Origin of the sequence: Saccharothrix syringae (assembly GCF_009498035.1) — a bacterium.
Classification (GTDB): domain Bacteria; phylum Actinomycetota; class Actinomycetes; order Mycobacteriales; family Pseudonocardiaceae; genus Actinosynnema; species Actinosynnema syringae.
The window spans coordinates 6,385,769-6,410,801 of sequence record NZ_CP034550.1 but is presented as its reverse complement, the minus strand read 5'-3'; the positions used below and the strand labels follow the sequence as shown (position 1 = coordinate 6,410,801).

Below are 25,033 nucleotides of genomic sequence, written 5' to 3'. Positions count from 1 at the left end.
CGGCCATCGCCGCGGCCGTGGCCGATGCCCCACCCATGCGCGAGCGGGGCATCGAGGCCGTCCGCGCGTCCCTGGAAGCCGCGCCCCACCCGCCGAACTTGCCCGCCATGGCCGTCACCGAGGAACACCTGGTCCCCGGGACGCACGGGGACATCCCGCTGCGCGTGCACCGCCCCACCACCGAAAACGGCGCGCCGGTGATCGTGTACTTTCACGGCGGCGGCATGTGCATGGGCTCCAACCACTCCTTCGAACCGGTGGCCCGCAACCTGGCCCACCACAGCGGCGCGGTGGTCGTGGCGGTCGAGTACCGCCTGGCACCGGAGGCCCCGCCGCCCGCGCAGTTCGACGATGCCTGGACCGCCACCGCGTGGGTCGCCGAGAACGCCGACGACCTGGGCGTGGACCCGGCGCGACTGGCGGTGGTCGGCGACAGCGCGGGCGGCACCCTGGCTGCGGCCGTCGCACTGGCGGCCCGCGACCGCGGCGGACCTGCCATCGCCTGCCAGGTGCTGATCTATCCCGGCGTGGACCGCGACCTGGCCGCCACGTCGATCACCCGCTACGCCGACGCCCCGATCCTGAGCCGCGACGACGTGCTCTACCTCAACGAGTTGGCCGACTCCGGGCAGGGCGCGCCCGACAGCCCCTACCGCATCCCGGCCTACGCCGCCGACCTGTCCGGCCTGCCCCCGGCGATCGTGGTGACGGGGGAGTGCGACCCGATCCGCGACTGGGGCGAGCGCTACGCCGCGCGCCTGCGCGAGGCGCGCGTGCAGACCACGCTCACCCGCTACCCCGGCGTCCCGCACGGCTTCGTGCTCCAAGCCGACTACCTGGCGCGCGGCCGGCTCGCGGTCGCCGAGACCGGCGCGCTGCTGCGGGCCAAGTTCGCCTACCCGCTCCCCTTCTGAGCGCAAAACTTGACCAAACTCATCTTTGGAGAAACCGTGTCCGACGCCGATCCCCTGACCGACGCGCGCGAAGTCGTCCCGCGTGAGCTGTCGCGCGGCTACACCTGGGCGGAGTGCCCGCGCTGGCACGACGGTGCGCTGTGGTTCAGCGACATGTACGCCCACCGGCTGGTCCGCCTCGACGCCGCCGGAGCGCCGGAGACCGCCCTCGACCTGTCCGGCCGCGCCTCGGTCAACGGCACCGAGGTGATCCCGGGCGGCTTCGGCTGGCTGCCCGACGGCCGACTGATCGTCACCTCGATGCACGAGCGCCTGGTCCTGGCCTTCGACGGCGAGCGGGTCACCGTGCACGCCGACCTGCGCGAACTGGCCACCGGGCCGGTCAACGACATGGTCGTCGACGCCGACGGCCGCGCCTACGTCACCCAGTTGGGCTTCGAGCTGTTCGCGGGCGAGGAACCGCGCGACTCGGCGCTGCTCGTGGTCGAACCGGACGGCACCGCCCGGGCGCTGACCGAGCTGGGCGGTTTCGGCGGCGCCAACGGCATCGCCGTCAGCTCCGACGGCACCCGCGTGGTGACCGCCGAGGCGTTCGCCAACCGCATCACCGTGCTCGACCGCGACGCCGACGGCCGGTTGAGCGGTCGGCGGGTGTTCGCCACCACCTCCTCGTTGCCGGACGGCATCTGCCTGGACGAGGAGGGCGGCGTGTGGACGGGCATGCCCTCGGTGCCCGCCGTGGCCCGCATCGTCGAAGGCGGGGCCGTCACCGACGTCGTGCGCTTCGACCCGCAGGTGGCGCTACCTCCCGCCTGCGTGCTCGGCGGCGAGGACCGCCGCACCCTCTACATCTGCGCCGGCCTGGACGTCCTGGACTGGGAGGAGTCCCGCCGGCAGCGCCGCGGCTCGGTCTGGGCCGCCGACGTCGCGGTCGGCGGCGGCGCCAACCGTCCCTGACCGACCTGCGTCACATTACTTGACCAAACTCATGTATTCGGTAGCGTTGGAGTCGTGCCCAGGTGCGGCGGCGAGCGCGCCGAGCAGAGGGGAACACCCGTGGACACCCTTTCCTTCACCGACCGCGCCGTGGTCGTGACCGGGGCCGGGCGCGGCATCGGCCGCGCCCACGCCCTGCTGCTGGCCTCCCGCGGCGCGTCCGTCGTCGTCGCCGACCTCGGGGCGCGGGTCGACGGCGGTGGCGTGGACGGCGACGACCCGGCGGGCGACGTCGTGGCCGAGATCCGCGCCGCCGGCGGCCGGGCCGTCGCCTGTCGCGCCGACATCTCCACCGAGAGCGGCGCCGCCGAGGTCGTCGACACCGCGGTCACCGAGTTCGGCCGCCTCGACGCGGTGATCAACAACGCCGGCATCGTGCGCACCGCCCGCTTCGACGAGGTCGACACGCGGGAGTACCAGCGCCACCTCGACGTGCACTTCTTCGGCTCGCTCAACGTCTGCAAGGCGGCCTGGCCGCACCTGATCGCCTCCGGCAGCGGCCGCGTGGTCAACACCGTCTCCGCCGCCATGCTCGGCAACCCGCTGATGACCCACTACGGCAGCTCCAAGGGGGCGGTGTTCGGCCTGACCCGCAACCTCGCCCTCGAGGGCGCCGAGCACGGCATCCTGGTCAACGCCGTCGCGCCCGGCGCGGGCACCCGGATGGCCGAGAGCTCGGCGGAGTCGCTGGCGCCGGAGGTCATGGAGTACCTGCGCACGCAGCTGCTGCCCGAGCATGTCGCCCCGCTGGCGGCCTACCTGGTGCACCCCTCCTGCACGGTGACCGGCGAGCTGTTCAACGCCGCCGGCGGCACGGTCAACCGCGCCGTCGTGGTTACCACCACCGGCATCCACGACCCCGCCCTGACCGTCGAGACCGTCGCCGAGCGGTTCGACGAGGTCATGCACCTCACCCCCGAGGCGCGGCCCGAGCTGGTCGCCGTCCCCCAGCCGCCCACCGCCTGAGCCGAGCCCGGAGACACGCCGATGACCACCACCCCCGGCACCGAGTACCCCTTCGCACCGGTGCCCCCGACCGAGGCCGTCAAGCACCTCGGCCGCATCATCGCCGACCGGCCGATGACGAAGATGACCATGCCGTACGGCGGCGACGTGTGGCTGGTGCACCGCAACGCCGCCGCCCGCGAGATCCTGAGCGACCGCCGGTTCGTGCGCGAGCCGTTCCGCACCGGCGAGCGCGTCGTGCCGTTCTTCGTGCCCTTCCCCGACTTCCTGCGCGGCACGCTCCAGTTCGAGGACCCGCCCCAGCACACCAAGCTGCGCAAGCTGGTGCAGAAGGCCATCTCGCCCAAGCGGGTGCGCGAGATGCGCGACTCCGCCGTGGCCTTCGCCAACGAGCTGATCGACGGCATGATCGACCGCGGCGGCGTGCGGGACCTGGTGCCCGAGTACTCGCTGTCGCTGCCGATCGAGATGCTCAGCAACCTGCTCGGCGTCCCGTCGTCGGACCGGGAGAAGTTCGAGAGGTGGAGCTCGTCCACCCTGGCGGTGGCGGGCAAGTCCGAGGCCGAGGTGGCGGCCGACATGGCCGAGCTGGCCGCCTACATGACCGACCTCATCGCCGAGCGCCGCGAGGAACCGCGCGACGACCTGCTCAGCGCCCTGGCCCACGCCCGCGACCGGGACGAGACGCTCACCGACGCCGAAATCCTGCCGATCGCGTTCATCCTCATCGTCGGCGGTTTCGACAACACCGCCACCTTCCTGTCCACCGGTGTGCTGGCGCTGCTGAGCGACGACGAGCAGCGCGCCCGGTTCACGGCCGACCCGGACGGCCTCGCGGCGACCACCGCCGAGGAGGTGCTGCGGCACGGCGGGTTCGCCACCGGCCGTCCCGCCGGCGGTGGCGGCGGCCTGGTGCCGTTCGTCGCCACCGAGGACGTCGTCGTCGACGGACAGCTCATCGCCAAGGGCGACGCCGTCAGCATCGACCCGAGCGCCGCCGGCCACGACCCCGCCGCGGTGACCGACCCCGCGCGGTTCGACATCGCCCGCCCCGACAACCCCCACCTGACGCTCAGCCACGGCCTGCACCACTGCCTCGGCGCGCCCCTGGCCCGCATGGAGCTCCAGGTCGGCCTGGCCGAGCTGTTCAAGCGCATCCCCGAGCTGCGGCTGGCGGGCGAACCGGTGTTCAGCCGCGACGTGCTCACCCAGCCCATGACCAGCCTGCCGGTCACCTGGTGACGAAGGAGGACACGACCGTGCCCAAGGTGTTCTACACCCAGCCCGACGGCACCGAACGGGTCGTGGAGGCCGAGGTCGGCGACTCGGTCATGCAGACCGCGGTCCGCAACGGCGTCCCCGGCATCCTGGGGCAGTGCGGTGGGTCGCTGTCCTGCGCGACCTGCCACGTCTTCCTCGACGAGCGCCATGCCGACGACTTCGCACCGGTCGGCGAGGACGAGGACGACATGCTCGACGTCGCCGCCACCGACCGCGAGGACAACTCCCGACTGTCCTGCCGGCTCGTCCTGGCCGCCGGGCAGGAGGTCCGCGTCACCATCCCGGAGACCCAGCTGTGAGCACCGGGCACCTGCTCGTCGTGGGCGCGGGCCAGGCCGGCGCGCAGCTGGTGAGCAGCGCCCGCGAACTCGGCTGGGCCGGCCCGGTCACCCTGGTCGGGCAGGAACCCCACGCCCCCTACACCCGGCCGCCGCTGTCCAAGGCGGTGCTGCGCGGCGAGGCGACCGTCGGGTCGTTGGCGCTGCGCAGTCCCGCCTTCTACCGCGAGCAACGCGTGGACCTCGTCCTCGACGAACGCGTCACGCGGCTGGAGCTGGCCGGGACGGGAGCGGGCACGGCTGTGGCCGCCTCCGGGCGGTCCTGGGAGTTCGACCGCCTGGTGCTGGCCACCGGCGCCGAACCACGCCGCCTGGAAGTGGAGGGTGCCGACCTCGACGGGGTCGTGGTGCTGCGTGATCTCGCCGACGCCGAGGTGCTGGCCCGCCGCCTCGACGTGGCCGACCTGGTGGTGGTCGGCGGCGGGTTCATCGGGCTGGAGGTCGCCGCCACCGCGGCTGCGGCGGGCGTGCGGGTGACCGTGGTGGAGGCCGGTCCGTCGCTGATGGGCCGCGTGGTCAGCCCGCTGACGGCCGAGCTGGTGCGGGCCGCGCACCAGGCCGCCGGGGTGCGGGTGCTCACCGGGGCGCGCCCGCTGCGCTTCCGCGGTGATCGGGGCTCGGTGACCGCCGTGGAGCTGGAGGACGGCACGAGCCTGCCCGCCGGTCTCGTGCTGGTCGGCGTCGGTGCCCACCCGCGCGACGACCTGGCGCGCGCCGCCGGGCTGCGCTGTGACGGCGGCGTGGTCGTCGACGCCTTCTCCCGCGCCTCCGACGGCCACACCCTCGCCGTGGGCGACTGCGCCGACCTGCCCGACCCCACACCCGGCTCCGACCGGCGGTTGCGGCTGGAGAGCGTGGACAACGCCGTGGAACAGGCCAAGGCCGCCGCCACCACCCTGGTGGGCGACCCGCGCCCCTACACCGGCGTGCCGTGGTTCTGGTCGGACCAGGGCGACCTGAAGATCCAGATCGCCGGTCTGGCGCACCTCGACGACGAGGTGGTCCTCCGCCCCGGCGATCGGCCCGGCCGGTTCACCGCGCTGCGCTACCGCGGCGACCGCCTCACCGCCGCCGAGTGCGTCAACGCACCCGCCGACTTCATGGTCGTGCGCAAGGCGCTCGCACAGGGCAGGACGGTGTCCCGCGACGCGGCGGCCGACGCCGGTGTACCGCTGAAGAAGCTGGTGGCGTGAGCCGTTCCGGTCGGGTCGACACCCTGGTCACCCTGGTCGCCGTCCTGGTGACGGGGCTCGCCCTGGTGCGGATCACCGCCTCCGGCGGCCCGTGGCCCTCGGCCGCCTGCGTCGTCGCGGGCTGCGCGGCGGTGCTGCTGCGGCACCGGCACCCGCCGGCGGCGTGGGCGGCCACGACGGCCGGCGTCGTGCTGGTCGGCCAAGCCGACCCGGCGTGGGTGTCGCTGGGCGCGTTGAGCCAGCTCGCCCTGCTGCACCTGGTGTCGACCGCCAGGCGGCGGGGATGGGCGGTCACGGCCGTCGTCACCGCACTGGTGTTCTGCCTCCCGCCGCTGCTCAACGGCCCCGGGATCGCGGTGGAGGCCGACGTGGCGGCGATGATCGCCTGGACCGCGGGGGCGGTGGGCGTCGGTCACGCCGTGCGGTCGCGTCGCGACTACGTGCTGGCCGTGGAGGACCGGGCGCGGCGGGCGGAGCAGATGCGGGAGGCGGTGGCGCGGCGGCGTGTCGTGGAGGAACGGCTGCGCATCGCCCGCGAGCTGCACGACGTGGTGGGGCATCACGTCGCGGTCATCACCGTCCACGCCGGACTGGCCCGCCGCACCCTGCGCACCGACCCCGCCCGCTCGGAGGACGCCCTGGTGGAGACCGAGAACGCGGCCCGCGCGGTGCTGCGGGAGATGGCCGGCATCCTGCGCCTGCTGCGCGCCGACGACGTGGACGCCGACACCCCCGCCCCTGGTCTGGAGCGGGTCGGGAACCTGGTCGACGCCGTCCGCCGGGGCGGTGTCGAAGTCGACGCGCGGCTCGACGGGGGGCAGGTGCCGGACCTGGTGTCGGTGACCGGCTACCGCGTGGCGCAGGAGGCGCTGACCAACGCCGCCCGCCACGGCACCGGCCGCGTCGAACTGGCCGTGCGCCGGGCACCCGGCACCGTGGTGGTCGAGGTCGTCAACCCGGTGGCCGACGCCGCGCCGTCGCGGACCGGCGGCCACGGCCTGGTGGGGATGCGGGAACGCGTGGACGCCGTCGGCGGGTGCCTGGAGGCGGGGCGGGACGGCGCGGTGTTCCGGGTCCGCGCGACCCTGCCGCTCGAATCCGGCTGCCCCGACCCCGACGGGGAGGACGTGCGGTGACCGGCGACGTGCGTGTCCTCGTGGTGGACGACCAGGCCCTCATCCGGGCCGGCCTGCGCGGCGTGCTGGAGTCCGAACCCGGCATCACCGTGGTCGGCGAGGCCGCCGACGGCGACGGCGCGGTGCGCCGGGTCCGCGAGGGCGGGATCGACGTCGTCCTCATGGACCTGCGCATGCCGCGCGTGGACGGTGTGGCGGCCACCCGCAGGCTGACCGCCGACCCCGGCGCGTCGCGCGATGTCGCCGTGCTGGTGCTGACCACCTTCGAGACCGACGAGCACGTGCTGTCCGCCGTCGCCGCCGGGGCGCGCGGCTACCTCGGCAAGGACTCGCCCCCCGAAGCCCTGATCGACGCCGTGCGCGTGGTCGCCCGCGGGGAGACGCTGCTGTCCGCGCGCGCCATGACCACCTTGGCCGCCCACGCCACCCGTGCGGTCGCGCCCCCACCGCCAACGCGATCGTCGCTGGACCCGCTAACCGACCGCGAACGCGAGGTCGTGCTGCTCGTGGCACGTGGCCTGAGCAACGACCAGATCGCCGCCCGCCTGGTCATCTCGCCGCTCACGGCCAAGACCCACGTCAACCGCTCCATGACCAAGCTCGGCGTGCGGGACCGGGCCGCCCTGGTCGTCACCGTGCACGCCTCGGGGCTGCTCGACGCTCCCTGAGCCGTACCGCGGGCGCAGTACGCGCCGTCGACCTACTGCGGGCGCGGCAGCAGGGATGCCGTGCGCGGACGACGACGCGACGGCATCCCGCCGGAAGGCTGGTGCCCCGGTGGGGACGGTCGGCGGCGCATCGCGTCGCGCCCCTTACCGGGACACCGCAGGAGAGATCACCGCATGGCACGACTGCTCTACCGGCTGGGCGTGGGCAGCGCCCGACGCCCACTGCTGGTCATCACCGCCTGGCTGCTGCTCGCCGCGGGCCTGGCCGCCGCCGCGATCGGCGGCATGCGCTTCGCGGACGGCGGGTTCGAGATCGACGACACCGAGTCGAGCACCGCACTGGAAGTCGTCGAACGCGAATTCCCGTCCCCGTCGGGGGAACCGGGCACCGGCACCCTGCAACTCGTGCTGTTCACCGAGGACGGCACACCCCTGGACGAGGCGCAGCGGACCACCGTCGCCGACGTGCTCGTCCGCGCCGCGGCCACCGGGCACGTCGCCGAGGTCTCCGACCCGTTCGACCCGGCCCGCCCGGCGGTCTCCTCGGACGGCACCACCGCGATCGCCACCCTGTCGCTGCGCGAAATCACCGAGGACAACCGCGACGCGGTCCACGACGCCGTCGTCGCCGTGGCCGAGCAGGCCCGCGACCGCGGCCTGGGCGCGGAGGTGGGCGGCTCGATCGGCGACCCGATGCCCGAGGTGTTCGGACCCACCGAGGTCGTCGGCGCGGTCCTGGCCTTCGCCGTGCTGCTGCTGACCTACGGCTCGCTGGCCGCCGCCGGGGCCAACATGCTCGGTGCCCTGATCGGCGTCGCGGTGGGCGTGCTCGGCGTGTTGGCGTTCTCCGCGTTCTCGCCCATCGGCAGCATGACCCCGACCCTGGCGGTGATGCTCGGCCTGGCCGTGGGCATCGACTACTGCCTGTTCGTCCTGGCCCGCTTCCGGGCCGAGCTGCGCGAGGGCCGCCCGTTGGAGGACGCGATCGGACGTGCCACCGGCACCGCCGGGTCCGCGGTCGTGTTCGCCGGCGGCACGGTGGTCATCGCCCTGGCCGGGTTGGCGGTGGTCGGCATCGGCTTCATCACCGAGATGGGCCTGGCCGCCGCGGTCGGGGTGGCGGTCGCCGTGCTGATGTCGCTCACGCTGCTACCCGCCGCGCTCAAGCTGATGGGGCGCAGAGCCCTGCCGCGTCGTGAGCGCGCCGGTGGCACGCCGGTCCGCGCCGATCGGATCGGTTTCCTGGACCGCTGGATCAAGCTGGTCGTCCGCCGGCCGGTCACGGTACTCGCGGGCGCCGTGGCGGGCCTGCTCGTGCTGGCCGTGCCGGTGCTGTCGCTGGCCACCTCGCTGACCACCCCCGGCGGCGAGGACCCCGACAGCACCCAGCGCGCCGCCTACGAACAAATCGCCGACGCGTTCGGTGCCGGCTACCAGGGACCGCTGATCGTGCTCGCGCAAGGCGACGGTGTGCAAGCCCGCCTGGACGAGGTGACCTCCCGGCTCACCGCCCTCGGCGGCGTCGCCTCCGTTGCCCCTGCCGGCGTCAACGCCACCGGTGACACCGCCCTGCTCCAGGTCGTGCCCACCACCGGTCCGGTCGACGAGCGCACCGAGCGGCTCGTGCACGACATCCGCGACCGTGCCGACGACGTGCCCGGAGTGGACCTGCTGGTCACCGGCCAGACCGCGATCGGCATCGACACCGACGAGCGGCTGTCCGCCGCTCTGGTCACCTACCTGGTCGTCATCGTCGGCCTGTCCCTGTTGCTGCTGGTCGTCGTCTTCCGCTCCCTGCTCGTGCCGCTGATCGCCACGGTCGGCTTCCTGCTCTCGCTCGGCGCGGGCGTGGGCGTCACCGTCGCGGTGTTCCAGTGGGGTTGGCTCGGCCCGGTCTTCTCCGCACCACAGGGCAACCCGATGCTGAGCCTGCTGCCCGTGCTCATCGTTGGCATCCTGTTCGGCCTGGCCATGGACTACCAGGTGTTCCTGGTCTCCCGCATGCACGAGGCGCACGTGCGCGGCCTGGACCCGGTCGAGGCGGTGATGGACGGATTCGGGCGCACCGCCGTGGTGGTCGTGTCCGCCGCGACCATCATGACCGCGGTGTTCGCCGGGTTCGCCCTGAGCCCGTCGTCGCTGATCGGGTCCATCGGCCTGGCGCTGACCGCCGGTGTCGTCGCCGACGCGTTCGTCGTGCGCATGATCGTCGTGCCCGCGCTGCTGACCCTGCTCGGCCGCCGCGCCTGGTGGCTGCCCGGGTGGCTGGACCGCGTCCTGCCGCACCTCGACGCCGAAGGGCGGGCACTGGACGAGCCGTCACCGACCCAGCTCGGCCACCAGGTCGACGACCAGCTCCGCCCACCGGTCCCGGTCGCCGCGGGGAGCGCCGCTCAGCAGGCCGCGCAGTCCGGCCAGCTGGAAGTCGCGGACCCGCCGCACCAGGGTCCGGCCGCGCCGTGACGCCCTGACCAGCGTGCTGCGCCGGTCGAAACCGTCCGCGGCCCGCTCCACCAGCTCGTGCTCCTCCAGCACGCGCACCTGCTTGCTCGCCTGCGACTGGTCCACCCCGGCCCGCTGCCCCACCTCGGTGATGGGCAGCGGGCCGTGGACGTCGATCAGGCGCAGTGCGAAGTAGGCGGCCTGCCGGATCGGCGCCCGCAGTTCCCGCAGCAGGTCGTCGAACCCGTGAGAGGTGCCCACCAGCTCCACCAAGTCCACGACGACCTCGGCGTAGGAGCGCAGGTGCGGCGGCGCGGCATCCACCCCGGCGGCCCGCCGACCACCCGGTGCGCCCGCCCCCAACCCCCGGCGCAACGCCGCGTCCACCAGCCGCAGCCACCGGGTCAGATCCGCGACGTCGGCCTCCGGCCACCGCGCCACCGGGCGCAGGTAGTCCCGCAACCACGCCGCCCGCCACCGCCGGTCCACCTCCGCGCCGCGCTCGGACAGCGCCACCAGGCTGCGCCGCCGGTCGGCCGGGTCCGCGGAGCGCTCGACCAACCCCGCCCGCTGCAGCGCCGACACCTGCCTGCTGGTCTGCCCCAGGTCGATCGCCAACGCCACCGCCAGGTCACCACCGCTGCGCGCGTCGCCCTGAGCCAGGACCAGCAGGGTGCGCAGCTCGGCGGCGGGCAGGTCCACGCCGGTCGCGTCGCGGAAACGGCGGGCGAAGGCGCGGCCGTGCGCGGCGAAGGCGATCAGGTTGACCAGGTCCACCGTCGCCGACTCCAACCGGGCCTCGCCGACATCGATCGGCACGACCCGGTCCGCCGTCTCACCCACCCCGTCCTCCTCCCCGCGCCCGACCAGCCTAGCCGGCGGGCGCGGGGAGGAACCTGTCACTGGTGGGTGCCGCCGTCGATGCGGATCTCGGTGCCGGTGATGAACGCCCCGTCGTCCGAGGCCAGCATCGCCACCACACCGGCCACCGCCTCCGGCCCGGCGAAGCCCTGCCCCAGCGCCGGGGTGAGCTTGCCCAGCAGCGACCAGTCGATGTCGGCGGGCACGAGGTCGCCGATGCCGTTGGTGATGCCGCTGCTGATGCTGCCCGGCGCCACGGACACCGCGCGCAGTCCCTGCTTGGAGTACTCCTGGGCGATGCTGTGGGTGAACGACTCGATGCCGCCCTTGCTGGCCGAGTAGGCGGCCATGAACGGGTGGGCGAACGAGGCGGAGGTGGAGCTGAAGTTCACCACCACGCCCCGGCCGGTGGCGAGCAGGGCGGGCAGCGCGGCGCGGGTCACCAGGAACGTACCGGTCAGGTTGACCGCGATGACCCGGTTCCACAGCTCCAGCGAGCAGTCGTGGGTGTGTGCGCCGCGCAGCATCCCGGTGGCGTTGACCAGCACGTCCAAGCCGCCCAGGGCCGCCACGGCCCCGGTGACGACCTCCTGCACGGCCCGCTCGTCGGCGATGTCCAGCACCGCGGTCGTCAGCCGCCCGCCCGCGCCCGCCTCGGCCGCCTGCGCCGCGGTCTTCTCCAGGCCGTCGGCGGAGACGTCGGCCGCGACGACCGTCGCGCCCTCGGCGAGCAGGCGCAGGGCGGTGGCCTGGCCGATGCCGGACGCGCCGCCGGTGACGAGCGCGGTGCGTCCGTCGAATCGCTGCATGGGTGTTCCTTCCGGGGAGGTCTCGCGGCGGGTCACCGCGAGGGGAGCGAGGCGGCGTGCCGGGCGGCGAGGTGGCCGAACACCAGCCCTTGGCCGATGGTGGCCCCGGCGCCGGGGTAGGTGGCGCCGAACGCGTTGGCGGCGGCGTTGCCGATGGCGTACAGCCCGTCGATCGGGGTGCCGTCCTGCCGCAGGGCGCGCGCCGAGCCGTCCGCCGTGATGCCGCCGCACGTGCCCAGGTCGGAGAGCACGACGCGCACCCCGTGCAGCGGTCCCAGGTCCAGCGGCCGCAGGTTCGGGTTGGGCGTCACCGTGGGGTCGCCGTAGTAGCGGTCGTAGGCGCTGCGCCCACGCCCGAAGTCGTGGTCGACACCGGATCCGGCAAGCTCGGAGAACCGCCTGAACGTCGCCGCGAACTGCTCGGGAGGCAGCCCGGCGGCACGCGCCAAGTCGCTCGGCGTGGTGGCGCGGTGCGCGATGCCCGCGTCGTACCAGGCGCGGGGGAGCGGCATGCGGGGGAACACGGTGCCCGCGAACACGTAGCTGTTGCGGTAGCGCTGGTCGAACACCAGCCACATCGCACCCACCGGGTCGCCGGCCTTCTCGCGGGCGAGCACCCGTTGTCCGAACGACATGTAGTCGGTGGCCTCGTTGACGAACCGGCGGCCGGTCGAGTCCACCATGAACGAGCCGGGCAGCGACCGCTCGGCCAGCAGCACCTGCGGCGACCCGCCGGGCAGCGGTGCGACCGCGGGGAACCACCACGCCTGGTCCATCAGCGCCGTACCAGCCCCGACCTCCTGCGCGGCGCTGATGGCGTCACCGGTGTTGCCCACGGCGCCCAGGCTCCACCCCGCCTCCAGCGCCGGCGACTGGTGGTGGTGCCGCCAGTCCGCGCGGTGGTCGAAACCGCCCGCGGCGAGCACGACACCACGCCGCGCGGTCACGGTGACCTCCCGGCCGCCCTGCCGCAGCACCGCACCGGTGACCCGGTCACCGACGGTGGTCAGGCGCACCAGGGCGGTTTCCGTCCAGACCGGCACGCCCGCGCGCAGCACGCCCGCGAACAGCCCGGCGGCCAACGCCTGACCGCCCGCCAGGTACTCCCTGCGCAGCAGGAGACCGCCCAGACCCTGCACGACGCGGCGCGCGATGCGTGGCACCGCCCGGCGGGGCACGCGGGCCACGAGGTTCATCCACCGGTAGTCCGCTCCGGTGACCGGCATCGGCACCGGAGCGGAGAGCACACCCGGCCGCAACCGCCGGCGTTCCGACTTGAGCACCGAGGCGTCGAAAGGACGACACTCGCAACTGCGCCCGGCCGCGCTCCCGCCCGGCCGCTCCGGGTGGTAGTCCGAGTAGCCCTCGGCCCAGGAGAACCGCATCGGCGTCGTGCGCAGCAACATCTCCACGGCGGCGGGACCGTGCTCCAGGAAGGCACGCCACCGCTCCTGCGGGACGGAGTCGCCCACCAGGTCGAACAGGTACTCGGCCGCGCTCTCCACGCTGTCGCCCGAACCCGCCGCCCGCAGCGCGGAGTTACCGGGAATCCAGAACGCGCCGCCCGAACGCGCCGTCGACCCGCCGACGTGGGAGGTCTTCTCGACCACGAGGACGCTGAGCCCGGCCTCCCGGCCACCCAAGGCGGCTGCCAAGCCCGTGCCGGACCCCACCACGAGCAGGTCCACGGTCGTGTCGTGCGCCGTCGACGCGGGTGTCGTCATCGTTCCTCCATAGTAGCTAGCGCGCGCTAGTAGAACATTCGCGGCCTACTGGCGCCAAAGCGGTCCACCTCGTGCCGTGCACGTCTACCGGCGAAGGCTGAATGGACGTGCCGAGTGCTCGCGGAAGCTGCCGTCAGTCCAACCGAGCGTGTCGAGCCCGGCTGCGATGACGGACTCACGCCAGTCGCTCCCGTCGTCCCGCGTGCGGGCGGACAGGCAGAGCGCCGTCAACACGCTGACCGTGCCGATGACCCGGACCGAGCGCTCGGTGTCGCCGCGGTGTGGGGCGACGTCGAACAGTTCGTACACCAATGCAGGCACGCAGCCCGGTTCCCGAATCCCCTGCCCGGTGTCGGCCGAGGTGAGCGCCAGATGCGCCAGACCCGGTCGGGCCAGCAGGAAGTCGATCGTCAACTCCACCGCCCGCCGGGCACGTGCGGATCCGGCGGGCGCCCGCATCACCCGGCCGAGAAGCGCGTTGCCCTGCTCTCGGCTTTCGTCCACCGCTGCGCGGTAGAGCATCTCCTTGCTGCCGAAGTGGTGCAGGAGACCAGGGGTGGAGATCCCGGCGGCACCGGCGACGACTCCAAGCGATGTCCGCCTGAACCCGTGCCTGGCGAACAGTCCGGCGGCGTGGTCGAGGATGCGGTATCGGGTTCGGGGCTCCATCTCCTCACTTCCGCTCCGGGACTCGACCGAGGATGCGCCCGCGACTGCGGTGATGACGGCAGGGGTTCCAGTGAGTGGAACACCACGTGGAGCCGGTTCGGCGGCGTCGAGACGGATCGGTGGCCAGATGTCGAAGCAGACGTCAAGGCCGCGGGCAGCGGTTCGAGTCCACGTTGCCGAGCAGCGACTTGTCCAGCTCCTCCCGGTCGCCGAGCACGTTCGGACATGCGGATGCCGCAGCCGTTGTACGACGAACCAGGCGGCTTCGACTACTCCAACCGGGCGTATCTTCGGGGTTCTTTGTCATCGCGGTGAGGGCACCTCGTCACCTCGGCGTCTGCCCATTCCGACATCGAGGATCACTCCATGACGGTGTCCGCCCCATCTCGCCCCACCACGCTCGCCGAGTGGATCGCCGTCACCGTCCCGCCTGGTATCCCGGCCTTGGATTCCGCTCCAGTCGGAAGCCTTCGGTTTCTCTTCTACGGGCGCGCTTCCACCTGTGAGCACCAGGACCCGCGCACGTCGCGGGCGTGGCAGCTGGATGTGTCCCGTAGGCTGACCGGAGGGCACGGCGCGATCACGGAGGAGTACTTCGAGGTCGGGTGCTCCCGCCAGGTCCCCTGGCACTTGCGGCCTCGCGCTGCGGCGATGCTGCGCTACATCGCGGCCAACGCCGACCGGGTCGACGCGGTGGTGGTCGGCGAATACGAGCGCGCCTTCCTCGACGGAGCCCAGGTACGGGAGCTGCGGGCGGTGCTGGAGCAGTTCGGGGTGCAGCTGTGGCTGCCGGAAGCCGAAGGACCGGTGGACTTCGACAACCCCGCGCACGAGGCGTTGCTGTCGCTGCTTGCGATGCGCTCGCAGACGGAGGTGATTCGCTCCCGCCACCGGGTCGTCACCGCGATGCGGATGCAGACCGTCGAGCAGGGCCGCTACCTCGGGGGCAGGCCGCCTTACGGCTATCGCCTGGTCGACGCGGGCCCGCACCCGAACCGGGCGTTGGCACGGCGCGGCGTGCGCCGGCAGCGGCTCGTACCTGACCCGGCCACGGCACCCGTGGTGAAGCTGATCTTCTCCTTGCGTCTGGCCGGGCACAGCGCTGCGGGCATCGCCCGCCACCTCAACGAGCAGTCCGTGCCCAGCCCGTCGAGCGCCGAGGCGGAACGCGGCCGGGGTTGGATCGATCAGGGTTGGTCGCTGCGTACGGTGGTGGAGATCCTGGGCAATCCGCGCTACACCGGCCACCAGGTGTGGAACCGCACCAGCGCCGACCGCGCCACCCGCTCACCGAGCGGACGCCGGACCAGCGTGCGCAACGAACAGCACACCTGGGCGATCTCGACCCGCATCGCCCACGTTCCGCTGATGTCCGAGCAGGACTTCGTCACCGCCCAGACCATCCAGGCCACCAGGAACAGCACCCGCCATGCCGACGCCGACGACGGCGAGCGCGTTTACCTGTTGGCGGGCCGACTTCAGTGTGGGGTGTGTGGGCGGAAGATGGACTCGCACCGTTCCCACGGCCGGGCCGCGTACCGTTGCCGTCACGGTCACACCAGCGCCCGTACCCGACCGGAGGGCGCGCCGGGCAACCTCTACCTGCGCGAGGACCAGCTGCTCGCCCGCATCGCCGCACACCTCACCGCCGCGGGCATCGCCGACAACCCAGACCTGGACCAGACCGCACGTCTGGTCGACGAACTCGGACTCGTCTTCCGCTGCGACACCGCCGGGGTCGCTCTGCTCGACCGCAGCACCACCGGGCGAGCGCGCACACCACGCAGGCACCTGGCACCCCAGCCCATCCATGGCAGGCCCCGGACCGAACATGGTGGAAAAGCAGGCGAACAACTCCTACTGACCGTGAGCTGCGCGCTGGCCTCGGAGGCGGATCAGCCCGACGCGCCCGCAGACCAGGTCGATGCACTGGCTCATACAACCCGCTCCCCGCACCAGCCTCTCCGGCGACCGATCCGCCCGGCAGTACCCCAGCGTCGGCACCGACAGACCGGGTTTCACGTCGCCCTCCGCACCACCCGTTCGCGGGACGCATCCCGAGCCGGAGGAGCCGAGTACCCGCCGCCGGGCCGGCACGGCCGTGACCGCGGTCGGCAGGTCGTGGGGCGAGCCGGACGCCACCCGCTGCTCCTGCCCGCGCACCGGCAGACACCCCGCGCACCGGCAGACACCCCACGAGCGGCGACCACCAGGTAGGCTTGGAGCGAGGTCGGGAACACAATGCCCCACGAGACTCCCAGCTGACCTGGAAATATCTCGCGGGGCAAATTATGTGTCCGACATAAGACCAGCTTAGCAGCGCTTCGAGCCTTCGGTGCAAGAGTGGGGAATTCCCCACTCAAGCTTTCGTCCAGTGAAATGATCTGCGTCGGAATGGTCACTGCCAGTGTCGACTGGAGGTGTGAACTGCGTGATTCAGTGACCGGTTGAAATGTCGTTCAATTCGATCTCCATGTCATGCCCCTCGGCGGGCGCGACAACAAGCTGAACGGTTCTGTCGGCGCGTTCCTGGGACGATCGGACGATCTGGGGTCGATTGATATGCACCGTGTAGCCGCCGAGCGTCACTTCGTGGCCGGCTATGCGGACGACGTAGGGATTCGGGGGCGTGATCGACAGTCTGGGATTGGTTCCACGCCGGACTTCGTCGATGAAGCGTTCGGGATCCGTCGTGTCGAATGTTATGGGGTTGGGGCGGATTTTGACGGGGTGGCCGTCGAGGAGTTGGACGGCGAGGCGGAGTTCCCGGTCTTCTTCGGGGGTCAGTTCGCGTGGAACGGGAAACGGTTCGCCTGCGGCGGTCTGGAGGCGTTCGAGGTCTTGGACCGCTTCCACGGTCCCTGGTGACACGGCCATCGCCGGGGGGATCTGGGTCGGCTGTGTGGTCGCGATGTCGCCGAGGGACAGCAGCATGGTGTTGGGCGGTGTGGCATGTTGGAGGAAGCGGAGGATCGGGAGGGCGGCGCCGGGCAGTTGTGGTCGTGACCAGTCGGAGCTGATTTCCAGGGAGAACTGGCCTTGGTGGGGGTCTACCCGGAGGCGGGCAGTGATGACGCCGGTGAGGTCGCTGCCGTGCAGTGTCACGCCGCGGATGCCCGCGCGGCGCGCGGTCAACCGGGTGGGCAGTGCGGCGAGTTGTCGTCCGTCGGGGTGTCGGATCGCCAGTCTCATGGTGAGGTCGATGGGTTCCTGCGGGGCGGGTCCGATGGTGACGTGGGCCTGGTCGTATGCGGCGCCGAAGCCCGGTGGTGCGGTGATCACGACGTCGCGCACGTGGCTGTCGGGCAGTTCGGCGTGCTCGCCGTATTCCAGTGCGGTGTTCAGGCGGTCGATGAAGTCGGCGTCCGCCAGCCCGGACAGCACGGTGAACCGGATGGTCACCGGGCTGTCCTTCTCCGCGCCTCGATAGGCGGGGCGCAGGCGGGTGTCGACGACGCGGCCGTCCCGCACGGTGAAATCGACCTTGTAGAACGGGTTCGAGTCGTTGATCTTCGCGGCGAGTCGTTCGATCCGAGGCAGCGCCGCGGGCATCCCGTCGACGAGGGCGTCCTGCTCTTCTCGAAGTTCGCGCATGAGCGCTACGTACTCGTCGTTGGCGCTCATAAAGTGCCGGACGATGGCCGGGTGTTCGACGAGGCGCGCATCCAACCAGTCGCCGCCCCGCCACGTCAGAGGGAAGGGGTAGTCGTCGGCCAGGCCGTCGAACCAGTCGCGTTCGTCGTCGGTCGGCACCATCGGTGTGACCAGCGTCCACGAGTCCGGTTGGAGGGCCGCGGCTGTCACCAGGCTGTCGATGATCTGCCTCTTGCGGGTGGGGGACTCAGACAGGCGCCGCAGGAAGTACTTGGACTGCCATAGCTCCAACCGGTGGCCGCTGCGCAGCTGGTGGTCGCGGCCACCGTCACCGCCTGAGCCGTCGATGCGTTCGGAGTCGGGGTGAAGCGTGCTCAGCAGTACGCTGACGATCTTCTCGAACCGCCCGCCGCTGCCGACCTCGACCCAGTCGATACCGTCCCTCATCAGGCTCCTCACCGCACTGCTCGGGCGGTGACCCTACTGGGTCGCAGGGTGAGCTTCGGTGAAGGCCGTTCCACGCCCATCAGGTGTGTCGTCGGAGGCTGCGGCATCCGGGTGACCTCATGCGTACGCCGCTTACTGATCTTCAATTCGTGGTGTCGAATGAGGTCAGGTGGGGTGGAGTCGGAGTCCGGTGCCGATGAGGCAGCCGTCAATGAGGTCGTTGCGGTACTGGATCTTGCGTAGGCCCTGCCGGACCGTCCGGACGAGATGGTCGACGGTGGTGAACGCGACGTTGGACAACCAGCGGCGTCGCAGTACCGACCAGATGCCCTCGACCGGATTGAGGTCCGGTGCGTAGGAGGGAAGGCGGTAGGCGGTCAACCAGTCCGTGCTGTCGATGAAGGACAGCATGTCCTCGGAGCGGTGGGTGGGAAGGTTGTCCCAGACCAGCACGATCGGCCCGCCGAGCTGGTGATGGGCGGCCACGAGCAGGTCGCGGTAGTCGGTCCAGGCGAAGCTGCGGCGCCCACCGACTCCGTCCAGTCGGGGCCGGTAGATTAGCCGCGATCGCTCGCCCGGCTTGTAGCAGGCCAGCGCCGCGACCGACATCCGGCGCCGTGCCCCGGCGCGCACCCGGATCACCGGTGTGCGACCGCGGGGCGCCCAGGTGCGGGAGGTCGGCGGCGTCATCGACATCCCGGCCTCGTCCTCGAAGACGACCCAGGCGTCGAGCGCCGCCGCGGTGCTTCCACCTGCGGCCACGTGTCCTTCACCCACCCCGCAACCGCCTGGTCGTCGCGTTCCACCGCCCGCCGCACCGGCACCTGACGCGTCCAGCCGTGCCGCCGTAGCAGCAGGTGAACCCCCTGCACGGTGTAGGCCAGGTGGAACCGGCGCCCGATCACGGTTTTGAGCCGTGACAGCGTCCAGATCTGATCCGGCCAGCCGTGCGCCATCGGCCCCTTGTGCAGCTCCCGCTCCAATTGCGCGAACTTCGCCTCATCCAGACGGGGCGACGACGCCGGGCCGGCCGAGGCCAGCGCCCGGGAACCGCCTGCGACCCAGGACCGTCGCCAGCGCTGCACCGATCGCACAGTGACCCGCAAATCCTTGGCGATCACCGCATTGGCCTCGCCGTCGGCGAACCGCTCGGCCGCCTGCAGGCGCAGTCGTTCCCGGAACTCCCGCCGTTCGTCGGTCAGCCCGCCACCCTGCGCGTACCGCATCCCACCGGCATACCGCAACGATCAAGACCTGTCAGCACCCGGCGACAACACGAATTGAAGATCAGTAATCATGGCGTACCGTCTGGCGCAGCAGCGATGTCGTCCGCTCTAAACTGCGACGCAATAGCCGATGGGAAGATCATAATCGTGTGCAACTTGGCATTCGCGTCTCAGGCAAGAGTGAAAGTCCCGGCGGCGACTAGATCGAGTAGACGGCGATGAAGAAGCACTACGACATCCCTGGCGCATGTGAGCCCGTGTAGATCGTCTGTGGTCAGGAGCAGTATTCTCGTCTTCTCCGCCAAGGCGAGTGCGGCGGATTGGTAGGCGGCCGTTCGTTGGTGCGGGTCTCCGGTAACACCGTTCGCTGCGACCAGGACGCCCAGTGTGCAGCCACGATGGCGGATTTTGCTGGCGAACGTGGTCACCGTGGCGGAATCCACGGGTTCACTCCAGTTCTTGCACTCCACAAGAAATATCTCCGGAAGTGCCCGCAGGCCGTCCAAGTCCTGAAAGTTCATGACCGACAGGTCGATCTCTTCGGATAAGAACTGGTTCAAGCTGTTACGTTGTATGTCGCACCCTGGGATGGATTTGAAGACATACGCGAGAGCGTCCTCGTATGCGCGTCCTCGAACATGGGTTGTGTTGCTGAGATCGCCAGCCCGACCCAGATATTCCCTCACCGTCTCGTTGAAGTCACCCACCGTAGGAGGCTCCATGCATGACAGCGTTGCGCATAGAGGTGAGCACTTCAGTCAATGACTGCTCGGTCAGTTTGTCGATGAGTTGATGGGCGGAAATTGTGACGATTCGCGCGGGAGAAGGCTGTCGCGGCCCTGTAGAAGTGTTTTCGCCCGGCGCGTCATAGATCAAGATCCCGAACGGGAACGGTCGCTCGCTCAGTTGTCGGGCGAACACCTCGGCTGCTTTGCGTACGGCATTTGGGCGGTCTTGACTCCACAATTTCAGTTGAATCGGTATAGGTCCGCCCAGGGTGGGGCTCACATCGTTCGACCACAGGGCCATGTCGTATCCGCGGTCCTCGAACATCCGTACCGCCGACACTTCAACGTCGCCTGTATCCAAAAGATCGGTAACGAGGCGGACGAATCGCTCCACCTTCGACCCTATGTTGCGCTCATCGATGGACTGAAGCTCACGTAGACGAGCGTGTGCGATTTCGGCCTCCGACTGCGACAGCACGCGGCGTCGCCGCACCTCTGTGGAGCTGTCGGTCCTACCTCGATGTAATGCGCGAATGAATTGACCCAAATGGAGTGAGAGCGCCTCCTCGTTGTCCAAGTCGGCTTCAACCCGCGTGAGGCCCGCCACAACAAGCGGAACTTCACGTCGTGGCTCCACTATGAGAAAGACTGGAATTTGGCGGCCAAGTGCGACGCCGATATCAACAAAAATCGCCGCTTCGGCATCCTGGTCATTGCTCTTGCGTAGCACCGCGCAAATGAAGTCCACCGCCAGTCTCGGAGGATGGGTGAGCCAGTCGATTTCTAGACGCTCGGCCTCGACGAGGTCGATATTGAGTCGGTCCATAACCTGTCGGAGCCGTTCGCGGGGGGCGTCGAGGGTGGTGGCCAGCAGGCATCGCATGGCGGCACCGTATCGTCTCCGGGGTGCTCTACGGCCTTGGCCGCCCCACGGCCTGGGATGCACCTTCAGGTCCGCAGAGTCTGACCATCTGCCGATCATGTCGATGCAATGGGCGCCAGGCTCAGGGACGTTGGCCCGTCAGCCCGGCTGATGGCCGCGATCACAACAGCCACGACACTGCATGGGGACGTCACCCACGCAAGCGGTTCACCCGATCGGAGTAAAGTCCCTCCTTCGGGGAAACGTCCTTCCGTTGCTGCCGATAAAGGACCGACGACTCTTCGGTCGCTGGTGCGCGACTCGATTGGCACACGAGGCGGGTTGGGTGGAGCGGTGAAGGTTCGACGAGTATCGATACAGAACTTCCGCGGCGTTGCGTCCGGAACCGTGCTACTCGACTCCCACAGTCTGCTCGTGGGAGGCAACGCTGTCGGGAAATCGACCGTGTGCGAAGCGCTCGATCTCGTGCTGGGGATGGAGCGACTGCACCGCCGCCCTGTGATCGACGAGTACGACTTCCACCAGGCGCGCTACCGGGCAGGCGCTGCGGCCGAGGGGGCAGAGCCGTTTCCCGAGGTGCGTGTCGAGGTCGTGCTGACCGAACTTTCCCAGGAAGCGCGGCGCCGGTTCAGGTCGAACCTTCGGCCTTGGTCTGCGGCGAACGATGACTTCGCGCCGCCGGTCGCCGACGACGTGGCCGAGCTCGTCGACGGCGAGTGGTGTCTACCCGTGGTCTTTATCGGTCGGTTCAACGAAGCAGAGGACGACTTCGAGGGCAACACGTTCTTCGCGCATCCGCAGCGGGTCGAGGGCACCTACGACGAACGGGAACTCGGTGGCGGTTTGGCGGTGTTCCGGAGAGACGACAAGAGGTATTGCGGGTTTCTGTACCTGCGGCCCAACCGCACCGGAAACCGCGCTCTGAGCTTCGGCCGCGGTTCCCTGATAGACACCATCGTCAGATTGGAGTCCGACCAGGCGGGGTCGCTGTGGACGAATGCGCTCGACACCCTCGGTGACATCGATCTGGCCGATACCACGACGGGGTTCACCGAGATCAGGGACCAGCTTCTCAGTCGGGTCAGGAAGTTCCTCGCGGTGCCCGACGAGCGCGACGCGATAGGTGTACGCCCCTCCGACTTGACTCGCGAGCATCTGCGCGAAGTGCTGCGCATGTTCATCGCAACCCAGCCAGGCACCTATCCGGTCCCGTTCAACCGACTGTCAACCGGTGCGCTCAACGTACTGGTCTTCGCACTGCTGACCTACATCGCCGACCTACGTGGACCGGGCTCGGTCATTTTTGCGATGGAGGAACCCGAGATCGCGTTGCCGCCGCACACTCAGCGACGTTTGGTCGACTTCGTCACCACGACGATGGGCCAGACAATCGTGACGTCCCACTCGCCTTACGTCATCGAGAGGTTCGACCCGAACAAGATCGTTGTACTCACGCGCGCTGACGGTCTACTCACAAGCAGCACTATCGATCTCGGTAATGACGTCAAGCCGAGGAAGTACCGGGAGCAGCGGCGCCAGTTCGCGGAGGCTGTCTTGGCGCGAGCGGTGCTCGTTGTCGAAGGCGGCACGGAGGTGGCAACCTACCTGGCGGTCGCGGACGCTCTGGATGCCGACCCCGACACCGACTACCAGCACCCGGATGTGGCAGGGCTGTGCCTGTTCGACGCCGGGGGCGATTCCCGGGTTCCCTTGTACGGGCCGATCTTCACGGCGATGGGCAAGACGGTTTTCGGGACACATGACACCCCCAATGCTCCGCTGACACCTCAACAGGCCGCCTGCGCCCAGTCGTTCGCCATCCACCTCGTCATAGACCATGCCGGAATCGAGGACCTTCTCGTCAGCGAGGTCTCTCCTGACGTCCTGCGTCGGTTCCTGACCAACGTCCGTACCCGCAGCGATTATCCACAACAGTGCGGAGTCCTGGCCGAACCAGCAGCCGATGACGCGGCCGTCGACCTGGCACGACGTGTGCTCAAGGCCAAGAAAGGTGCGGAGTCGTACTGCCCGCTGCTCATCGCCGAGTGCGGGCGTGACGAATTGCCCGCGACACCGGTCAAGTTCTTGATGGACATCCACACCGTTCTGTCCACTGCTTCCGCTGAGGCGGACCAGGCTGCTGAGCCTGCCCGCGACGAGTCTGACATGGGAGAGTCCACAATGGACCGATCTCCGGAAGCGGGCGACAGCGCGACATGATGGACATCGACGCCACTCGTCGTGGCATCCTCGACAACGACGGTCACCTGTTGATCGAGGGTGGTCCCGGAAGCGGTAAGACGACCATCGCCCTACTCAAAGCGGCCCAGGTGCTGGAGGCTCTACAGCCGGAGCAGCACGTGCTCTTCCTGTCGTTCTCCCGTGCGGCCGTTCGCCAAATCGCCGACCGCGTCACCGAACACATCGCCTACTCAGTTCGGGATCATCTGGAGGTTCGCACCTTTCACGCATTCTTCCTGGACTTCGTTCGGGCGCACGGATCGCTGCTCACCGGCCGGCCCTCGGCGTTTCTGCCTCCCGACGAGGAACGACGACGCAAGGCCGACCACGACGGTGACTGGTCTGTCGAAGTGCTGGTGCTTGCACAGCAAGGCGTCTATGTATTCGACCAACTCGCCGCCACAGCAGCCACCCTGTTTGAACGAAGCACGGCCTTGCGTCACCTCTACAGCGACCGGTATCCCCTGATCATCGTCGATGAGTTCCAGGACACTAACATCGACCAATGGAGAGCCATCAAAGCCCTGGCGGAGCAATCCGCGATCATCTGCCTAGCCGACCCGGACCAGCGCATCTACGAGGGATTCGTCAAGGGGGTCGACGACGCACGCCTACAACAGGCCGTCGACGTACTCTCGCCGACGCGGTTCAGCCTGGGGGTAGACAACCACCGCAGCAAGGGAAACGGAATTCTCGCCTACGCCGACGCAGTGCTACGCAACCAGCCGGCCGAAGTGCCGGACGCGATCGACTACCTTTCGTACCGTCCGGGCTACAAGCCTGAGCACGTTGCACATTGGGCGATCCACTTCCTTCACGACAAGCTGACAGCGCAGCTCGGACATCGACCTACCATCGCAGTGCTCGGTACCTCCGGTTTGTTCGTCGCCCGTATCTCGGAGGCGATATCCACAGATCGCGTCCTGGCTGGCAAGACGCTTCCGGCGATCGACCACGAACTCGTGTGGGATCCTGGGCTCGCCGCTGCGGCGGGCTACGTTGTGGCGAGCATCCTCGAATGGCCAGCGCTTCCACGTACCGAAGCCGTCACAGCGACACTACACGCCATCGCAGACTTCTATCGGATCAAGACCGCAGATAAAGAGACACAGAGTGCACGACAGGCGATCGCCACGACCGTCCGCGCTATCGAAGCGCTCACCACGGGCCGCAGGCCAGCGAGTAAGACCGCCAAGGCGATGATCCAGGCATACGACGAAGAGATCCAGCTGACGGGGAACCCTGTCACCGACTGGCAGCTCGCACGGGCCAGACTCCAAGGTTCACCACAACTCGCGGAGATCTTCGGTAAAGCAAGGCTGCTCCGACTGCTGCATGCCTCGGACTCCCTGGCGTGGGGGCTACGCGACGCGTGGAACGGCGAAGGCGCATACCCAGGAGCCGCCGACGTCGTGCGAAGCATCCTGGCAGAAGAACTCGTGACCGGGCCCGCCGTCGAACCCCATCCTGTAACGCTCATGAACCTGCACAAATCAAAGGGCAAAGAGTTCGATGGCGTCGTGATCGTCGACGAGTTGCACAACGCTAAACTTCTCGATACTTCGTGGCCCGCGAGCAGGATTATCCGTCAGAGACGCGTGATCCGAGTCGCGATCACCAGGGCTCGACACCGCGTGATGTTTGTGCGCCCGAAGGATGCAGCGCCACTAGTGCATGGATGAGCAACCAATGGTTCAGCGCTGGGCGCACGCCGCCGGACACTCGTACACGCTCTGCTCATATTGCGTCGAAAGTTTTCGCTTTCCGGTACATCAAGCCGCCGACCAGCGGGTTCGCTGTCGAGAGGAAGGCAACCGCACACTTTCGTTTCAATAACCTTGGACATCGCGCACAGCCACTCCTGTCTGTCAGCTCGCATGCAGTTGCTGCCAAAGCGCTCTCGGCCAACCCCGGCCG

Annotated in this window: 20 protein-coding genes and 1 pseudogene; 12 read left to right on the top strand and 9 right to left on the bottom strand. The window is 69.8% G+C overall.

The genetic code is table 11. The features are described from left to right. The first annotated feature begins 35 nt into the window (after positions 1-35). The 9 genes from EKG83_RS27340 (at position 36) to EKG83_RS27300 (ending at position 9,955) form a co-directional block, all read left to right on the top strand. Entirely contained in the window at positions 36-914 is an 879-nt protein-coding gene (locus EKG83_RS27340) for an alpha/beta hydrolase (protein ID WP_084717122.1), read from the top strand. A gap of 36 nt (positions 915-950) precedes the next feature. Continuing rightward, positions 951-1,871 (top strand): SMP-30/gluconolactonase/LRE family protein, encoded by a 921-nt coding sequence (locus EKG83_RS27335; protein ID WP_033435258.1) that lies wholly within the window; start codon positions 951-953, stop codon positions 1,869-1,871. A gap of 99 nt (positions 1,872-1,970) precedes the next feature. Next, entirely contained in the window at positions 1,971-2,876 is a 906-nt protein-coding gene (locus EKG83_RS27330; RefSeq protein WP_033435259.1) for an SDR family NAD(P)-dependent oxidoreductase, read from the top strand. A gap of 21 nt (positions 2,877-2,897) precedes the next feature. After that, positions 2,898-4,118: a cytochrome P450 gene (locus tag EKG83_RS27325; protein ID WP_033435260.1), complete on the top strand. Its 1,221-nt coding sequence runs from the start codon at positions 2,898-2,900 to the stop codon at positions 4,116-4,118. Next, positions 4,115-4,456 (top strand): 2Fe-2S iron-sulfur cluster-binding protein, encoded by a 342-nt coding sequence (locus EKG83_RS27320; RefSeq protein ID WP_228122226.1) that lies wholly within the window; start codon positions 4,115-4,117, stop codon positions 4,454-4,456. The genes EKG83_RS27325 and EKG83_RS27320 overlap by 4 nt, the downstream gene beginning before the upstream one ends. After that, a complete protein-coding gene (locus EKG83_RS27315) occupies positions 4,453-5,688 on the top strand; it encodes an NAD(P)/FAD-dependent oxidoreductase (protein WP_033435261.1) in 1,236 nt (411 codons plus the stop codon). The genes EKG83_RS27320 and EKG83_RS27315 overlap by 4 nt, the downstream gene beginning before the upstream one ends. After that, positions 5,685-6,824 (top strand): sensor histidine kinase, encoded by a 1,140-nt coding sequence (locus EKG83_RS27310; RefSeq protein ID WP_051766922.1) that lies wholly within the window; start codon positions 5,685-5,687, stop codon positions 6,822-6,824. The genes EKG83_RS27315 and EKG83_RS27310 overlap by 4 nt, the downstream gene beginning before the upstream one ends. Next, a complete protein-coding gene (locus tag EKG83_RS27305) occupies positions 6,821-7,492 on the top strand; it encodes a response regulator transcription factor (RefSeq protein WP_228122225.1) in 672 nt (223 codons plus the stop codon). The genes EKG83_RS27310 and EKG83_RS27305 overlap by 4 nt, the downstream gene beginning before the upstream one ends. Before the next feature lie 174 nt (positions 7,493-7,666). Further along, a complete protein-coding gene (locus EKG83_RS27300) occupies positions 7,667-9,955 on the top strand; it encodes an MMPL family transporter (RefSeq protein WP_063741526.1) in 2,289 nt (762 codons plus the stop codon). Positions 9,956-9,982: 27 nt separating this feature from the next. Here EKG83_RS27300 and EKG83_RS27295 read toward each other — a convergent pair. The 4 genes and pseudogenes from EKG83_RS27295 to EKG83_RS27280 form a co-directional block, all read right to left on the bottom strand. Then, positions 9,983-10,636 (bottom strand): annotated as a pseudogene (locus EKG83_RS27295) (MarR family transcriptional regulator); the annotation flags it as partial. A gap of 197 nt (positions 10,637-10,833) precedes the next feature. Continuing rightward, the gene (locus EKG83_RS27290; protein ID WP_033435262.1) at positions 10,834-11,604 is read right to left on the bottom strand and encodes an SDR family NAD(P)-dependent oxidoreductase; all 771 of its coding nucleotides are present in this window, start codon (positions 11,602-11,604) and stop codon (positions 10,834-10,836) included. Positions 11,605-11,636: 32 nt separating this feature from the next. Beyond that, on the bottom strand, positions 11,637-13,328 hold the full coding sequence (locus EKG83_RS27285) for a 3-ketosteroid-delta-1-dehydrogenase (protein WP_033435263.1): 1,692 nt from the start codon (positions 13,326-13,328) through the stop codon (positions 11,637-11,639). 84 nt (positions 13,329-13,412) lie between these two features. Continuing rightward, a complete protein-coding gene (locus EKG83_RS27280) occupies positions 13,413-13,997 on the bottom strand; it encodes a TetR/AcrR family transcriptional regulator (RefSeq protein WP_051766923.1) in 585 nt (194 codons plus the stop codon). A gap of 366 nt (positions 13,998-14,363) precedes the next feature. On the opposite strand from EKG83_RS27280, the gene EKG83_RS27275 reads away from it, so the two are divergent. Then, positions 14,364-16,214: a recombinase family protein gene (locus tag EKG83_RS27275; RefSeq protein ID WP_153278472.1), complete on the top strand. Its 1,851-nt coding sequence runs from the start codon at positions 14,364-14,366 to the stop codon at positions 16,212-16,214. A gap of 219 nt (positions 16,215-16,433) precedes the next feature. Here EKG83_RS27275 and EKG83_RS27270 read toward each other — a convergent pair whose 3' ends face one another. From EKG83_RS27270 to EKG83_RS27250, 5 genes are all read right to left on the bottom strand, one after another. Further along, a complete protein-coding gene (locus EKG83_RS27270) occupies positions 16,434-18,038 on the bottom strand; it encodes a hypothetical protein (RefSeq protein ID WP_033435264.1) in 1,605 nt (534 codons plus the stop codon). A gap of 165 nt (positions 18,039-18,203) precedes the next feature. Further along, positions 18,204-18,800 (bottom strand): IS630 family transposase, encoded by a 597-nt coding sequence (locus tag EKG83_RS27265; RefSeq protein WP_153278430.1) that lies wholly within the window; start codon positions 18,798-18,800, stop codon positions 18,204-18,206. Next, positions 18,725-19,264 carry a winged helix-turn-helix domain-containing protein gene (locus tag EKG83_RS27260; protein WP_033436072.1) on the bottom strand — a complete coding sequence of 180 codons (540 nt, stop codon included), beginning with the start codon at positions 19,262-19,264 and terminating at the stop codon, positions 18,725-18,727. Before EKG83_RS27260 ends, EKG83_RS27265 begins: the two co-directional genes overlap by 76 nt. Positions 19,265-19,434: 170 nt before the next feature. Then, positions 19,435-19,971, bottom strand: coding sequence for a restriction endonuclease (locus EKG83_RS27255; RefSeq protein WP_170191978.1), 537 nt, complete (start codon positions 19,969-19,971; stop codon positions 19,435-19,437). Then, positions 19,964-20,875, bottom strand: coding sequence for a hypothetical protein (locus EKG83_RS27250; RefSeq protein WP_153278471.1), 912 nt, complete (start codon positions 20,873-20,875; stop codon positions 19,964-19,966). Before EKG83_RS27250 ends, EKG83_RS27255 begins: the two co-directional genes overlap by 8 nt. A 291-nt stretch (positions 20,876-21,166) precedes the next feature. On the opposite strand from EKG83_RS27250, the gene EKG83_RS27245 reads away from it, so the two are divergent. Continuing rightward, positions 21,167-23,095 carry an ATP-dependent nuclease gene (locus tag EKG83_RS27245; protein ID WP_322746603.1) on the top strand — a complete coding sequence of 643 codons (1,929 nt, stop codon included), beginning with the start codon at positions 21,167-21,169 and terminating at the stop codon, positions 23,093-23,095. Then, positions 23,092-24,798 carry a UvrD-helicase domain-containing protein gene (locus EKG83_RS27240; RefSeq protein ID WP_228122224.1) on the top strand — a complete coding sequence of 569 codons (1,707 nt, stop codon included), beginning with the start codon at positions 23,092-23,094 and terminating at the stop codon, positions 24,796-24,798. Before EKG83_RS27245 ends, EKG83_RS27240 begins: the two co-directional genes overlap by 4 nt. The last annotated feature ends 235 nt before the right edge of the window (positions 24,799-25,033 follow it).